The 13,761-nt window shown below is 72.9% G+C and carries 13 protein-coding genes; 2 read left to right on the forward strand and 11 right to left on the reverse strand.

The genetic code is table 11. From position 1 onward, the window contains the following. Positions 1-111: 111 nt before the first annotated feature. The 7 genes from LG396_RS06615 to LG396_RS06645 all read right to left on the reverse strand — a co-directional run bounded on the left by LG396_RS06615 (position 112) and on the right by LG396_RS06645 (position 7,351). Complete coding sequence (locus LG396_RS06615; protein ID WP_018837174.1) at positions 112-618, reverse strand: PhzA/PhzB family protein; 507 nt, start codon at positions 616-618, stop codon at positions 112-114. Between the two features lie 288 nt (positions 619-906). Further along, positions 907-2,142: an FAD-dependent monooxygenase gene (locus tag LG396_RS06620; RefSeq protein ID WP_225794019.1), complete on the reverse strand. Its 1,236-nt coding sequence runs from the start codon at positions 2,140-2,142 to the stop codon at positions 907-909. A gap of 164 nt (positions 2,143-2,306) precedes the next feature. Beyond that, positions 2,307-3,206, reverse strand: a complete 900-nt coding sequence (locus LG396_RS06625; protein WP_078524001.1) for an aromatic prenyltransferase — start codon at positions 3,204-3,206, stop codon at positions 2,307-2,309. Positions 3,207-3,634: 428 nt separating this feature from the next. After that, positions 3,635-4,450 carry an SAM-dependent methyltransferase gene (locus LG396_RS06630; RefSeq protein ID WP_225794020.1) on the reverse strand — a complete coding sequence of 272 codons (816 nt, stop codon included), beginning with the start codon at positions 4,448-4,450 and terminating at the stop codon, positions 3,635-3,637. Positions 4,451-4,479: 29 nt separating this feature from the next. Continuing rightward, a complete protein-coding gene (locus tag LG396_RS06635) occupies positions 4,480-5,661 on the reverse strand; it encodes a hypothetical protein (protein WP_225794021.1) in 1,182 nt (393 codons plus the stop codon). A 233-nt stretch (positions 5,662-5,894) separates the two neighbouring features. After that, positions 5,895-6,356, reverse strand: a complete 462-nt coding sequence (locus LG396_RS06640) for a hypothetical protein (RefSeq protein ID WP_018837169.1) — start codon at positions 6,354-6,356, stop codon at positions 5,895-5,897. A gap of 314 nt (positions 6,357-6,670) precedes the next feature. Continuing rightward, positions 6,671-7,351 carry a lytic polysaccharide monooxygenase auxiliary activity family 9 protein gene (locus tag LG396_RS06645; RefSeq protein WP_145900981.1) on the reverse strand — a complete coding sequence of 227 codons (681 nt, stop codon included), beginning with the start codon at positions 7,349-7,351 and terminating at the stop codon, positions 6,671-6,673. 177 nt (positions 7,352-7,528) lie between these two features. Between LG396_RS06645 and LG396_RS06650 the strand changes: the two genes are divergently transcribed. Further along, a complete protein-coding gene (locus LG396_RS06650) occupies positions 7,529-8,107 on the forward strand; it encodes a dihydrofolate reductase family protein (protein WP_037742661.1) in 579 nt (192 codons plus the stop codon). A 28-nt stretch (positions 8,108-8,135) separates the two neighbouring features. Here LG396_RS06650 and LG396_RS06655 read toward each other — a convergent pair whose 3' ends face one another. The 3 genes from LG396_RS06655 to LG396_RS06665 form a co-directional block, all read right to left on the reverse strand. Further along, entirely contained in the window at positions 8,136-9,668 is a 1,533-nt protein-coding gene (locus LG396_RS06655; protein WP_225794022.1) for an MFS transporter, read from the reverse strand. An 88-nt stretch (positions 9,669-9,756) separates the two neighbouring features. Further along, positions 9,757-10,791: a Ppx/GppA family phosphatase gene (locus LG396_RS06660; protein WP_225794023.1), complete on the reverse strand. Its 1,035-nt coding sequence runs from the start codon at positions 10,789-10,791 to the stop codon at positions 9,757-9,759. Positions 10,792-10,873: 82 nt separating this feature from the next. Beyond that, on the reverse strand, positions 10,874-11,446 hold the full coding sequence (locus LG396_RS06665) for a GNAT family N-acetyltransferase (protein WP_037742655.1): 573 nt from the start codon (positions 11,444-11,446) through the stop codon (positions 10,874-10,876). 190 nt (positions 11,447-11,636) lie between these two features. On the opposite strand from LG396_RS06665, the gene LG396_RS06670 reads away from it, so the two are divergent. After that, positions 11,637-12,461, forward strand: coding sequence for an LLM class F420-dependent oxidoreductase (locus LG396_RS06670; RefSeq protein ID WP_225794024.1), 825 nt, complete (start codon positions 11,637-11,639; stop codon positions 12,459-12,461). Between the two features lie 16 nt (positions 12,462-12,477). Here the strand turns inward: LG396_RS06670 and LG396_RS06675 are convergent, their stop codons facing one another. Further along, positions 12,478-13,761, reverse strand: coding sequence for an FUSC family protein (locus LG396_RS06675; RefSeq protein WP_225794025.1), 1,284 nt, complete (start codon positions 13,759-13,761; stop codon positions 12,478-12,480).

The following is a 13,761-nucleotide window of genomic DNA, read 5'->3' on the forward strand; positions in this document are numbered from 1 at the left end:
CCGGGGCGGCCCCCACCCCCCCCCCCCGGGCGCCCCCCCCCCGCCCGCCGGGGGGGGCCCCCCGGGCGGGGCCCCCCCCCCCGCCCCCCGCTCGGCGCGGGACCGGTCCCGTCAGGAGGGGATCCAGTCCCGCTCGATGTGAGGTGTCTCGATGCTCAGGGCGCGCATGTGCTCGATCGGGTTGGTGTACTCCCGGCTGGCGACGATGCGCCCGTCGCTGAGCGTGAAGCCGTGGATGAAGTGGTTGCGGTAGCGGCCCGGGGGATAGCCGGGAAAGAGGATGGTGCCCTCGCCCCCGCACTCGACCCAGATCACCGACGGGTCCTGGGTCTGGTAGATGTGCACGTCGCTCCACTGCCAGTCCGGCAGCACCTGCATCGACAACTCGCCGTGCCGCTTCAGCTTCTCGCGCCCCCTGACGACGATGGGCCGCCCCATGTCGGTGTAGAAGAGCGACGCGGAGCCGTCCTCGGTGTAGAGGGTGTAGCGGCTCAGCCGGGCCTCCGCGCCGGTCCGCATGTACTGCTCGACGGCTCTTCGGTTGCGGTCACGCAGGTCGTGGTGGTCGGCGAACACCGGAGCGGCGGTGTCGGGTGCCGCCGGCATGGGCGAGGTCATGGCGTCTCCTGGCGCGTGTGACGGATGTCGGTCGGTGGTGCCTTTCGTGGAGAGCGCGCACGCCGCCGTTGGGGGACGGATGCGGACGTAGGCGCCGCTCCTCGGCCGGGGCCCGGTTCGGGCCGCCGGCGGCGGCAGGTGCCGGATGCCGCGTCGGGGAGCAGGCGGGCCCGCCGGCAGCTGCCGGCGGGCCCCTTCGGTCCGGACTCCGCGGTGTCCCGTCGCCGGGACGCCGCCGGGCAGCGCCGCTGCCCGCGCACCGAGTCCTCGTGCCGGCCGGGGCCGGTCTCAGCTGCCGGCCCGTGGGGCCGGCGGGGTGTAGGAGGCGCGGGAGTTGAGCTCCGCGACCTCGCTCTCGGCCTTCATGCGGTACATCTCCATCATCTGGGTGACCTGAGCCCGGTCCCAGGTGCTGGGGCTGGTGGCCCGCTCCATGGCCCGGGCGGCCATGACGACGCCGTTGGCGGGCTCCAGGCGGGCGCGCTCGTACGCGGCCAGCCCCGCCGGCACGTCGCCGTCCGCCTGCGCCAGTTCGTAGGCGAGCACCCGCGCGTCCAGGACGGCCTGCGCGGCGCCGTTGCCGCCCGCCGGGTACATGGGGTGGGCGGCGTCGCCGAGGAGCGTGACGCGGCCGCTGCCCCAGGCGGGCAGCGGGTCGCGGTCGACCATCGGGTACTCCAGGACGTCCCCGGAGCGCTCCAGCAGGTCGCGCACGTCGAGCCAGCCCATCGACCAGCCCTCGTAGTGCGCCATCACCTCCTTGAGCAGGCCCTCGCGGCGGTCGTCGACCGGGCCGTCGGCGGCCTCGGGCAGCAGGCCCGGCTCGGCGACCCGCACCAGGCAGACCCAGTTGGTGCGGTCCTTGCCGATCGGGTACGCGACGAGCGTGACGTCGCCGTCGCTCGCCCCGACCCAGGAGCGGCCGGTGAGGAACGGCGGGACGCCCTCCGTCACACCGCGCCACATCCGCTGGCCGGACCAGGCCAGCGGCCCCTCGTCCGGGTGCAGCAGGGTGCGGACCGTGGAGTTGAGCCCGTCCGCGCCGACCAGCGCGGCGGCCCGGAGGGTCTCGGTCCCGCCGCCCGCGCGGTCCGTGACGCGGACCTCGACGGCGTCGTCGTGCTGGGCGAAGTCCTGCAGCCGCGCGCCGGTGCGGACGGCGTCGGGGCCGAGCCGCCGGCGGACCTCGTCCAGGAGCATCAGGTGCAGCTCGCCGCGGTGGATGCAGTACTGCGGCCACTTGGAGCCGGTCACCGTGCCGCGCGGCTGCGAGAACAGCTCGTTGCCGTACTTGTCGCAGAAGGCGTACTCGGCGGTGGCCACGCCGAGTTCGGCCAGCTCGTCGCCGAGGCCCAGCTCGACCAGTTCGCGGACGCCGCCGGTGAGGAGGTTGATGCCGACGCCGATGGGCTCGATGCGGCGGGCGCTCTCGACGACGACCGCGTCGATTCCGGCGGCGTGCAGGCTCAGCGCGGTGGTGAGCCCGCCGATGCCGCCGCCGGCGATGAGGACGGGAGCGGCCATCAACTGCCTCCCCCGGTGGCGCCGGAACACCGGGTGCGGGTGCTTCCGGCAGGGGCGGATGGGTGGTTGCGGAGGTGGACTGACAGCGTGGCCGGGTCCTCGGATTCGGTGCTTTCTCGGGTCTCGGTCATGCTCGGCTCCTTGTCCTCGCTGTTTTCCGGCGGTCAATCCGCGGGGCGGACCCGGTCGGAAACCTGAGACGACATCTGGTAATAGGACGCAAGCTTGAAGAACTCCTCGCCCCGCGCCACCGTTCCCGCGTAGACGTAGCTGGGCTCGCCCTTGTGCACGGTCGGCATCTCGCGTGCGAACTTCCCCACAGCGGGCTCTATCCGGGCCGGCAGCAGGTCCGGATCCGAGGTCCGCGTGGAGAAGCACATCCGCTCGATCCGGGTGCTGTCCCAGCCGAATGTCGGGTACATGGCATACGAGGTGCCGATGAACTCCAGCATGTGCTCGCTCGGCTCCGGCAGCCCCATGCCGCGGAGCGTCGGGATGATGGCGTCGGGCCGCGTGTACTCGGGGGTGAGCCCGCTGATGTACAGGTTCCACGACCGGCTGCGGTAGTCGACGCCGATGGCGGAGACCTTGCCGTCGAGTCCGGCGGCGCCGAAGGACTCGGCGTGCTCGGCGAGGGCCGGCGGGATCGACGACAACTCGGTGAGCGCCTTCATGCTCTGCGGCTCGGCCAGCGGGAAGAAGGCGACGGCCTTCCTGAAGCCGCCGACGATGCCGAAGTCGACGCCGTAGGCGTCGACGGTGAAGCGGTCCCTGATCTCGGGGAGCAGCCCGGCGATCGGGTGGTCGACCTTGTCCAGCAGGCCGCCCGCCAGCGCGGCGGCGTAGGGGTCGCCGGCCGCCTTGGGCAGGGAGAAGTCGAAGGCCAGCTCGCCCCGGTACCGGTTGCCGGTGCCCATGCTGAAGATGATGTGGGCGTCGTCGAGCCACTTGCCGAAGGTGTCAAGAGCCGGCCAGACCCTGTCCCGGGAGCAGGGTGCGTCCACTAACCGGGCGGTTTCCTCAACTGCTGAATAAATGGTTTCCAGCTCGGTGGCCTCGGGCATTCTTCCCTCCAAGGGGTCAACCCCAGCGATCGTCGGAATAGCAAATTCCTGTGCCCTTCCGGCTGTTCGCACCGGCCCTCTCGGCGGCGACCGGATCGGCGTCGAGGAGTTCGCGCCGGACGGCCGTAGCAGGCATTGGCGGAGGTTTACACCCCTCCTTTCGGCCTGCGGACACGTCCGGATCCTCCCACTTGCCTCTTGAGACTGACTTTACGTGGACTTGGCGATCGCTTGGCATCCCTGCCGCCACCTCGGGAAATAGCGCCGGGCGTTTGTGCGGCAGTGCGCGGACCGGTGGCCAATTCGGCAATTCCCGCACTGGCGAATTTACGGCGGTGCGGCCGGATCCGTACGGCACGCGAAACGGCCGCCGCCGGGGAGCCCCCGGCGGCGGCCGTCACCGCCCGCGCCGTACGGCGCGGTTCGCCTCACGCCTTGCGGAGCACCGCCCCGTAGGCGTCGCACGCGTTCCGCACCTCGCCCGCGGGCCGCCAGTGGCTGACCGGGACCAGGCCCGGTTCGACCGGCGTCCAGCCGTCGAGCATCCGCTCCAGCGCGGCGCGGTCCCGGTCGATCAGCGGGTCGCTGGCCCGGCGGAAGATCTCGATGACGTCCGGGACCCGGGGGTCGATGTCGGACGAGATGTGGTTGATCCCGAGGTAGCTGCCCGGCACCACCGCCTCGTGGATCCGGTTGACGATGGCGGCCGGGTCCTCCTCGTCGGTGATGAAGTGCAGGATGCCCGAGAGCAGGACCCCGACGGGCATCGTGAAGTCCAGGGTGGACCTGACGACCTCGTTGAACAGGACGGTGTCGGGGTCGCGTACGTCGCCTTCGAGGGCGACGGTGTACTCGCCGTCGGCCTGCAGCGCCGCCATGTGCGCGACGGCGACCGGGTTCTTGTCGACGTACACCACCCGCGTGTCCGGCGCGATGCGGTGGGCGACCTCGTGGACGTTGTCGTAGATGTCCGTGGGCATGCCGCCGCCGATGTCGAGGATCTGCCGCACGCCGGCCTCGCCGACCCAGTACTCGACGGTGCGGTCGACGAAGAGCCGCTGCTCCCGCGTGAGCACCTTGAGGTCGGGCATGATCCGCTCGGCCTCCTCCAGCAGGTCGCGGTCGGCGTGCACGTTGTCACGGCCGCCCAGCGCGTAGTCCCAGAAGCGCGAGGGGTGGGGCTTGCGCGCGTCCGGCAGCGGCATTCTCCCCTCACGGCCCGCCGACGACTCGTCAACCGTCATGTCTGCCTCCGTACCCGTGGCCACCGGTCTCACTCGCCGCCGAGCGTGATCGAGGTGTCGATGAACTCGTTGGTCACCAGGTCGTCGGGCGCCAGTCCGTCCTTGATCGGCTTCTTCTGCGACTCGAAGACCGGTCCGGCGAGGTCGATCAGCTCCTGCACCCGCCCGGTGTCGAACTCGCCCACGGGCTTGCCCGGGTCGGCGACGAGGTCGAGCGCCCGCATCTGCTCCACCGAGTACTTCCCGACGCCCTTGGAGAAGGGCTGGTCGGCCTTGAAGGTGTCGCGCAGCTCGATGACCTTGTCGATCACCGGGTCCGGGTTCTCCATCAGGTCGACCGCGCCCTGCTGGATGACGGGCACCAGCTTCTCCAGGCACGGCGCCAGCTCGGCCCTGTCCGCCGGGCGGATCATCGGCGAGGGACCGGGGTTCGGGTAGTACTCGTAGGCGAGCTGCGACTCGACGGGCTTGCCCCAGTCGGGCAGCTCCTCCTCGTAGATGTACGGGTCCTCGGTGGCGTACCCGGAGGTGGCGACGTCGCCGCCGGCGGCGACGAAGCGCGCCGGGGAGCCGTCGCCGGAGCTGTCGACCTGGTCCTTCTTCAGGATCCCCTTGCTCGTCAGGTAGTCCATGTAGGGGGTGGGGACGTAGACGACGGTGGCGTCGGTCCTGCCGATGTCCTCGATCGACTTGACGTCCGGGTACTTCTCCGGGTCCCACATGATGACCTGCGGGTTCTTCGCCAGCAGCGACATCACCGCGAGCGTCGGCTGCTTGTCGGAGTTCTGGATCGCCTCGTCGAAGCCCTGCGGGATGCCGAGGTGGATGGTGTCGTCCGTGTACATCTGCGAGGACGTCGGGTTGAAGCCGATCGCCGGGCCGCCGGAGCGCAGCTCCAGCTTCACGCCGGTGTCCTTGCCGCCGGAGGCGACCAGCGGGGCGGTGACCTTCTTGGCGTTGGCGTCGACGTCCATGTCGTCGCCGAGGAGCTGGTACATGGCGCCGGCGGAGGTGATGTCCGGCCACCACGCCGTCTGGACCACGATCGTCTCCGGGCACTCCTTGCTCAGGTCCGTGGCGCCGCCGGCGCCGGCGGCCGGGGAGGCGGTGTTCTTGCCGTCATCGCCGCCGTCGTCGTCGCTGTCGCCACAGGCGGCCAGCACGGACAGCATCGCTACGGCGGCGGCGAGGGGGACCGCCTTTCTACGCACGTGGTGCAGAGACATATGAGTTCCAGTGACGTTCGGGCGGCCGGGGGCCGGTCGGGCTGACGGGGGTGCCGGACAGACTGATGCCTGATCATAGACATGCCTTCCGCGCGTACGTTCGGCGCGTTCCCCGGTCGAGTTCCTTTTGCAACATGGGGGTTGGCGCGCCGGAGCGCCGCGTTCCGTACCGGCGGGGGCGGGGACGGCCGGTCGGCGCATCCGGTCGGCCCGGCCGGTCAGCCGAGCCAGTCGCCGATCCCGTCCCACGCCAGTTCCAGCTCGCGGTCGGGGCCGCGGCCCAGGACCGCCTGCACGTCGTCGTGCGCCCGGACCATCCTCCGCTTGCCGCCCATCCGGTGCAGTTCGGCGCCGATCTCGCGGGTGCGCCTGTCCTTGCCGGTGCGGGTGAGGAAGCCGCGGCTGAGGCCTATCTCGATCAGTTCCGCCACCAGCAGCCGCATCCGGTGGTCGGGGTCGGTCTCCCGGCGGCGCCGCTCCGCCTCCGCCACCCACGGCGGGGTGTCGACGCCGCCGTCCCGGGTTGGGCCCGATTCCATCCGGCGCCGGACGGAGTCGGGCAGGGTCCGCCGCCACGCGGCCTCCGACCGGCGGCCGCGCCGGTCGAGGGCGAAGGCGGCGAGGTTCAGGGCGGCGATGGCCCCCAGGACGACCACCACGACGATCAGCCACACCGGCATGCCGCACCTCCCGGTCCGCTCCTGCCGGGCACGTTCCCGCCGCTGCCCGGGGGCGACGACACTACCGGCGCCGGCGCGCCGCGTCAGGCGGGCGGGTCCGGGCCGTCGGCGATGCGCGGCGGCGCCGTGCCGTGACCGGCCGCACCGCCGCCGGCCGGGTGGGTCAGGCGCGCTGCGGAAGGCATGACGGCACGATAGGCGCGTGCCGCGCGGAAGTGTGCTGCCGCAGTGTTGCGCCATCCCGAAGGGCCCGCGGTACGGGCCTGAGCCGGGACGACGCCAGGCGCGGGCGGACTTCCACCGCCTGTGCCGCGCTAGAACGTCACGTCGCTGCAGAAGAAGTAGATCTGGTCGGCGTGCGACGCCTTCCAGATGGTGTAGACGATGTGGTGGCCGCTGCGGCCGGGGGCGCTGGCGTCCGCCGTGTAGTGGTTGGCGGGGCCGTACGGGCCGGCGGTGGCCACGCGCTCCAGGTCGCCCCAGTCGAGCGCGTCGGTCTGCGCGTCGTAGCCCTGCCGGGTCACGTAGACGTAGAGGTAGTCGGCGCCGTGGTACGCCTGGTCGAGGACGTCGACGGTGAAGTCGGTGCCGATGGCGTCGGTCTGCCACGGGCCGGGCGTGTCCATGGAGTCGTAGCGGCCGTCCTGGGTGCGGCCTGCGCTGCAGAGCTGGTTGTCGGGGATGTGGGCCTGGAAGTCGCCGCCGGTGCCTTCGCGGTAGAGCCCGTTCCAGTTCCACATGCCGTTGGTGTCGTGCTGCCACGCCTGCCAGCACATGGGGTCCTGCTGCTGCATGTCCGGGTTCTGGAAGTCGTCACCCCAGCGCTGCCAGCAGCCGTAGTTGCGGGAGACGGGGTCGGCGGCGGAGCCGTGGGCCTGGGCGGTGCCGCCGCCGGTCCACGGCGTCAGCAGGAGCGCGGCGGCGGCCAGGACGGTCAGGAGGGCGCGCACGGGCAGGCTCCGCGCGTCGGTGCGATCGTTCGGTAGCGATGACACTGCGACTCCTCCTCCGGGAGAGGGGTGGGGGAAACGGGATTGGGAGCGCTCCCATTCCTCGGACCTCTCCCCCGGCGGCGCCCGTGCGAAACCTGGGCGCCGCGCGGCGATGAGTTCCGGTGCCCCGCCCGGTCCCTACCCGCGTACCCCGTTCGACAGCCTTCCGAGGAGCGCATCATGACCGCCACGTACACCTTCGACGTCTTCAGCAGCCTCGACGGCTTCGGCGCCGCCGGCGGCGACTGGACCGGCTACTGGGGCAAGCAGGGCCCCGAACTGCTCGACCACCGCCTCGGCCTGTACAGCGAGGAGCAGCGGATGGTCTTCGGCGCGCAGACCCACCGGCTGTTCGCCCGGATGCTCGCCGAGAGCAGCGAGGGCGACGACGTGCGCGACCCGTGGGTCACCCGGATGACCCAGCTGCCCGCGACCGTGGTGTCGACCACCCTGACGGAGCCCCTCGACTGGCACGACGCCACCATCGCGCGCGGCGACGCCGTCGACGTCGTCGCGCGCCTGAAGGAGGAGTCCGACGTGCCGCTGCGCTCCCACGGCAGCCTGGCGATGAACCGCGCGCTGATGGCCGCCGGCCTGGTCGACCGGGTGCAGGTCACCGTCTTCCCCGTGATCACCGGCCGGTCCGGGCTCGCCCCGGTGTTCGAGGGCGCGGCCGACTTCGACCTCGACCTCCTCGAGACCCGGACCCTCGACGGCCGCATCCAGGAGCTGATCTACCGGCCCACCCTGCACGGCTGAGCGGCCGCGCCCGCGCGGGCGGCGGTCGTCAGAGGAGGTTCCGGCGCTGGGTGCGTACGACCTCCTCCGCCTCCGCCGCCGTCGCCACCGCGGGCGGGGAGCCCCACAGCGGCAGGCCGGCGGTCTCCTTGAGGAACGACACGGAGACGATGCCGACGACGGCGAACGCCATCGTGTAATACGCCGCCGCCAAGGGCGTGTCCAGGACGTGCACCAGCCCCTCGATGACGGCAGGGGTGGTGCCGCCGAAGACCGCGACGGAGATGTTGTAGCCGATGGCCAGGGAGCCGTAGCGGATCTCGGTGGGGAAGAGCGCCGGCAGCGTCGCCGACATGGTGCCCTGGAGGCAGATGAGGCTGCCGCCGAGCAGCAGCATCCCGAAGAAGACGGCGAGGACGGAGCCCTGCCGGACCAGCCCGTAGGCGGGCACCGTGACGACGAGGAAGCCGACCATGCCGATCATCAGCAGCGGTTTGCGGCCCAGCCGGTCGTTGGCGCGGCCGACGAGCGTGACGACGGAGATCATCGCGACCATGGTGGCGATGACGACGGCGAGCTGCTCGGCGCGCGGCCAGTCAAGGTTCTCCGTGAGGTACGTCGGCATGTAGGTGAGCAGCATGTAGTTGGCCACGTTGTACGCCGCCACCAGCGCGATGCACAGCAGCATCGTCCGCCGCTGCCCCGCCAGGATCCGCCGCAGCTCCCTGGGCGCCTGCTTCCCCTCGGTCTTCACCCCCTCGACGGGTTCCGCCTCGCCCGTCACCTGCGCCACGGTGGCCCGGCCCGCCTCGGACTTGACGAAGGCGGGCGTCTCCTCCAGCCGCAGCCGCAGATAGAGGCCGATCGCGCCGAGAGGGCCGCCGATGAGGAACGGGATGCGCCAGCCCCAGGAGGCCATCGCGTCCTCGCCGATGCCGGCCGTGAGCACGAGGACGAGCCCGGAGGCGCCGATGTAGCCGGCGAGGGTGCCCATCTCCAGGAAGGAGCCGAAGTAGCCGCGCCGCTTGTCGGGGGCGTACTCGGCGATGAAGGTCGCCGCGCCGCCGTACTCGCCGCCGGTGGAGAAGCCCTGCATCAGCCGGGCGACGATGAGCAGCGCGGGCGCCCACAGGCCGATGGTGGCGTAGCTGGGGATGAGGCCGATGGAGAAGGTGGCCGTGGCCATCAGGATCATCGTCAGCGCCAGCACCTGCTTGCGGCCGACGCGGTCGCCGAGCGGGCCGAAGAACGCGCCGCCCAGGGGGCGTACGGCGAAGGAGATGGCGAAGGTCGCCAGCGACAGCATCGTGCGGGTGCCCTCGCTCGCACCGGAGTAGAAGACGTCGCCGAGGGTGACGGCGAGGTAGGCGTAGATGCCGTAGTCGAACCACTCCATGGCGTTGCCCAGCGCGGCGGCGCGCACGGCGCGCCGGATCTCGGGCTCCTCGGTGACCGTGATGTCGCGCAACCGCCACCTGGGCCGCAGCTTGGCCTGCGCCACGCGGAAGAGCATGGGGTGGCGTCTGCGGGCCGCGGGGTCCCCGGCAGCGCCGCCGTCCTTGTCCTGGGCCTCTGCGTCCATGAGATCCGGGGTACCACGCCGCCCGCCGCCATCGCGGTCAACGCGCCGCCGCTGCCGCCCCTTCGGCCGTGGGGGGGGCGGGGCGGGCTCAGTTCGACAGGTTGATCTGCGAGCGCACCTGGTCGAACCCCAGTCCCGGGTGGGGCCGGCGAGGGCCCGGTACGCGCGGCTCGTCGCCGGCCGGGGCCGTCCACCAGCTCACGCTGCCCTCCTCGACGGTGCGCAGCAGGATGCCCTCGCGGATCGCCCAGGGGCAGACGGTGACCACGTCGATGCTCATCAGCTTCATCGCGGTGTGCGCGACCACCGCGCCGGCCAGCGACTGCCGGGCACGTGCGGGCGAGATGCCCGGCAGCCGCGCGCGCTCGGCCGCGGGCAGCCCCTGCAGTTGCTTGACGGCGCGGCGGAGGTCCTCCTGCGCCATCGTGCGCGGCACGAACGGGCCGTGCCGGCCGGGTGCGGCGCCGCAGAGGCGGGCGAGCTGCTGCATGGTGCGGGAGGTGACGACGGTGGTGCGGGGCGCCTCCCAGCGGATGCGGGCGGCCACGTCGCGCAGCCGGTGCCGCACGTGGCGGCGTACGGCCTTGACCTCGGCGGCCGGCGGCGGGTCGTGCTTGCCGAAGAACTCGCGGGTCAGCCGGGCGGCGCCGAGCGGCAGCGCGATGGCGAAGTCGGGCAGCCGGCTGCGGCCGCAGGCGACCTCGAACGAGCCGCCGCCGATGTCGAGGACGGCCATCGGCCCGGCGCGCCAGCCCATCCACCGGCGGGCCGCCAGGAACGTCAGCTCCGCCTCCTTCTCGCCGGGCAGCAGCTGCAGGGCCACGTCGGTGCGCTCGCGGACGGCGCGGCAGATGTCGCGCGCGTTGGGAGCGTCGCGTACGACGGCGGTGGCGAAGGCGAACGGCTCCGCGACCCCCCAGCGCCGGGCCTCCTCGCGCGCGGCGCCGACGGCGGCGGCCAGCTCCCCGACGGCCCGCTCGCCGAGCCGTCCGTCGGGGTCGGCGAGCTCCGCGAGGCGCAGCTGCCGCTTGGCGGTGTGCACCGGCAGCGGCACCTGGCCGTCCGCGTCCGCGACCACCAGGCGCACCGTGTGGGATCCCGCATCGATCACGCCGACTCTCATTCAGCCTCGCGTACCCCAATCGGCGGCTTTTTAGACATCCCTCCTCTTCCGACCCTGGTGCCCCGGGCTGCGCCGTACGCGCTCAGCGCAGGTCGAGCCGCATCAGGACCCGGGGGTGGCCGGCCAGCCGCGACGTCGTGTCGGCGGCGTGGGTGAAGCCGGCGCGCTCGAAGTTCTTCCTCAGCCCGGCGTACGCCATCGTCAGGTCGACCCGGGCGGACCCGTTGTCCAGCGGGTACGCCTCGACCACGGGGGCGCCGTGGTCGCGGGCGAAGCCGACCGCGCCGGCGATGAGGGAGTGCGAGATGCCCTTCTTGCGGTGGCCGGGGCGGACCCGGACGCACCACAGCGACCACACCGGCAGGTCGTCGACGTGCGGGATCCTGCGGTTGCGCGCGAAGGTCGTGTCCGCCCGCGGCGCCACGGCCGCCCACCCCACCGGCACGTCCCCCTCGTAGGCGAGCACGCCGGGCGCCGGCTCGCCGGCGCACAGCCCGGCCGCGTACTCGCCGCGGGCGGGGCCGCGCAGCTCCTGGTTGAGCCGCGAGGGGATCCGGTAGCTCAGGCACCAGCAGACGGTGGCGTCCGGGGATTTCGGGCCGATCACGGCCCTGACGTCCTCGAACACCGAGGCGGGGCGGACTTCGATGGTCATGGGGCGAGCATGTCATGCGGGCTCTCCGGCGCCCGCTCCCCGCCGCGTGCGCCCGGGGCGCGCGTACCGCCCCCGGGCGGTGCGTGCGGCGCCGCCGGCTGATCCTTGCGGGTCCCCCGGCGGTGTGCGAGCGTGCGTGGCCGTAGCCGGGCGGTACGCCCGGCGCGTACCCGACGAGAGGTGGCCGCCCGTGAAGTTCGGGGTGTCGACGTTCCTGACCGACGAGGGCATCGCGCCCGCGGTGCTCGGGCGGGCCCTGGAGGAGCGCGGCTTCGACGCGCTGTTCGTCGCCGAGCACACCCACATCCCGGTCGAGCGGGTCTCGCCCCTGCCGGCCGGCGGGGAGCTGCCGCGGAAGTACTACCGCACGCTCGACCCGTTCGTCGCCCTGTCGGCGGTCGCCGCGGTGACCCGGGACCTGCTGCTCGGCACCGGCATCGCGCTGGTCGTGGAGCGGGATCCGATCATCACCGCGAAGGAGGTCGCCACGCTCGACCTGGTCTCGGGCGGCCGGGTGGCCTTCGGCGTCGGCGCCGGGTGGAACCGCGAGGAGATGCGCAACCACGGCACGGAGCCGCGCACCCGGGGGCGGCTGCTGGACGAGCGGATGCGCGCGATGATCGCGCTGTGGACGGAGGACGAGGCGGAGTTCCACGGCGAGTTCGTCGACTTCGACCCGGTCTTCTGCTGGCCCAAGCCGGTGCAGCGCCCCCATCCGCCGGTCTACGTGGGCGGGGGCGGCGAGCCGGCCTTCGCCCGGGTCGCGGCGTACGGCACGGCGTGGCTGCCGAGCCGGGTGCCGGCCGGGGAGCTGGGCGGGCGGATGGAGCGGCTGCGGGAGGTGGCGGGCGACGTGCCGGTGGTGCCGTACTCCGCGTCGCACGAGCCGCAGGCGCTCCAGGCGTACGCGGAGCTGGACCTGGAGCGGGTGCTGCTGGACCTGCCGACGCTGCCGGAGGCGGAGACGCTGCGGAAGCTGGACGAACTGGCGGCGGCGGCCGGGGCGTACCGGTGACGCGGCGCCCGCGCGGTCAGCGGGTGAGCCAGGCGCCGAGGCGGGACAGCCGGGGGATGTGCTCGCGGTAGTCGCGGCTGTTGCGGTCCAGCGCCTCCAGGAGGCGGGCGGAGCGGTGTTCGGTGTCGAGTTCGTCGAGGATCCGGTTGACGTCGGCGAGCAGCGCGCCGTAGAGGAACCAGTTCTCCTCGTCTCGCCCCACGGTCTCCAGCAGCAGGCTCTCCACCCGGTCGCGTACGGCGTGGGCCGCCACCAGGTCCGCCTCCAGCCGGCCTGCGGCGGTCTCGGCGCTCTCCGAGACCTCGGTCGAGACCAGCTGCGCGAAGCTGACCAGCGCGTCGCCGAGGTAGCCGAAGAGGTCCTGCAGCGCGGCGCCCGCGTCGTGGGGGAACAGGGTCTCCCCCCTCCCCCGGGCCTTCGCCAGGTCGGCGAGGCCGCGGGTGAGGACGCGCAGCACCACCGCGCAGACCTCCAGCGTGTCCAGCCCCGTGCGCAGCACGACCCGGTGCATCAGGCCCTCGCTCACCCGGGGGTTGAGCCGCAGGCTGTCCTCGGCGCGGCGCAGCGAGGTGTCGACCTCGCCGACGAAGTCGTCCAGCTCGCGCGCGGTGTGCAGCCGGTCGGCCGCCGCCGAGGGCGTGGTGACCTCGGTGAGCTGCTCCGCGCTGCGCAGCATCAGGCGGCGCATGCGGCGGGCCAGGTCCTCGATGGCGTCGCCGGCGCTCTCCACCCACACCGGGGGCGCCAGCACCAGGTTGAACGTGAGGCCCACGACGGCGCCGGTGAGCGTCTCCAGGATCCGCGTGAACGCCGTGTCGCCCACGTGGCTGACGCCGAGGACGAGCATCGCGCTGATGGCGACCTCGGGCACGAACTCGTTCACCCGCACGATGCGGCCCGCGACGAGCGAGCTGAGGATGATCAGCCCCAGGCTCCACCAGCTCAGCCCGACCAGCGCGCTGAACCCGCTGGCGATGAGCACCCCGACGACGACGGCGGTGACACGCCGGATGCCGGTGGTGAGCGTCGCGTAGAACGTCACCTGGACGACGAGCAGCGCGGTCAGCGGCGCCGTCAGCGGCTTGGGGCCGCTGGTGAGCTGGAGGGCGACGACGTACGCGAGGGTGGCGGCCATCGCGGCGCGCATCGTCTGCGCCACGGCGGGCGCGCGGAGCCGCTCGGCGAGGCCGGCCAGGGGCGAGCGGTTCCTGGCGGCGTCGGCTGCGTAGGGCTTCAGCGCTCCTCCCGGTGACGTCGCGACCGGAGCGCCGCGGCGGTTCGCCGCGGCGCCGGTGATCAC

The organism is Streptomyces aculeolatus, from assembly GCF_020400605.1.
In the GTDB taxonomy this organism is placed as follows: Bacteria; Actinomycetota; Actinomycetes; order Streptomycetales; family Streptomycetaceae; genus Streptomyces; species Streptomyces aculeolatus.

Bases quoted from the DNA above. Each gene is read 5' to 3' on its own strand.
- LG396_RS06650 (WP_037742661.1), top strand. From the start codon at position 7,529: ATGACCGCCACGTACACCTTCGACGTCTTCAGCAGCCTCGACGGCTTC.
- LG396_RS06620 (WP_225794019.1), bottom strand. From the start codon at position 2,142: ATGGCCGCTCCCGTCCTCATCGCCGGCGGCGGCATCGGCGGGCTCACC.
- LG396_RS06615 (WP_018837174.1), bottom strand. From the start codon at position 618: ATGACCTCGCCCATGCCGGCGGCACCCGACACCGCCGCTCCGGTGTTC.
- LG396_RS06640 (WP_018837169.1), bottom strand. From the start codon at position 6,356: ATGCCGGTGTGGCTGATCGTCGTGGTGGTCGTCCTGGGGGCCATCGCC.
- LG396_RS06630 (WP_225794020.1), bottom strand. From the start codon at position 4,450: ATGACGGTTGACGAGTCGTCGGCGGGCCGTGAGGGGAGAATGCCGCTG.
- LG396_RS06660 (WP_225794023.1), bottom strand. From the start codon at position 10,791: ATGAGAGTCGGCGTGATCGATGCGGGATCCCACACGGTGCGCCTGGTG.
- LG396_RS06625 (WP_078524001.1), bottom strand. From the start codon at position 3,206: ATGCCCGAGGCCACCGAGCTGGAAACCATTTATTCAGCAGTTGAGGAA.
- LG396_RS06655 (WP_225794022.1), bottom strand. From the start codon at position 9,668: ATGGACGCAGAGGCCCAGGACAAGGACGGCGGCGCTGCCGGGGACCCC.
- LG396_RS06665 (WP_037742655.1), bottom strand. From the start codon at position 11,446: ATGACCATCGAAGTCCGCCCCGCCTCGGTGTTCGAGGACGTCAGGGCC.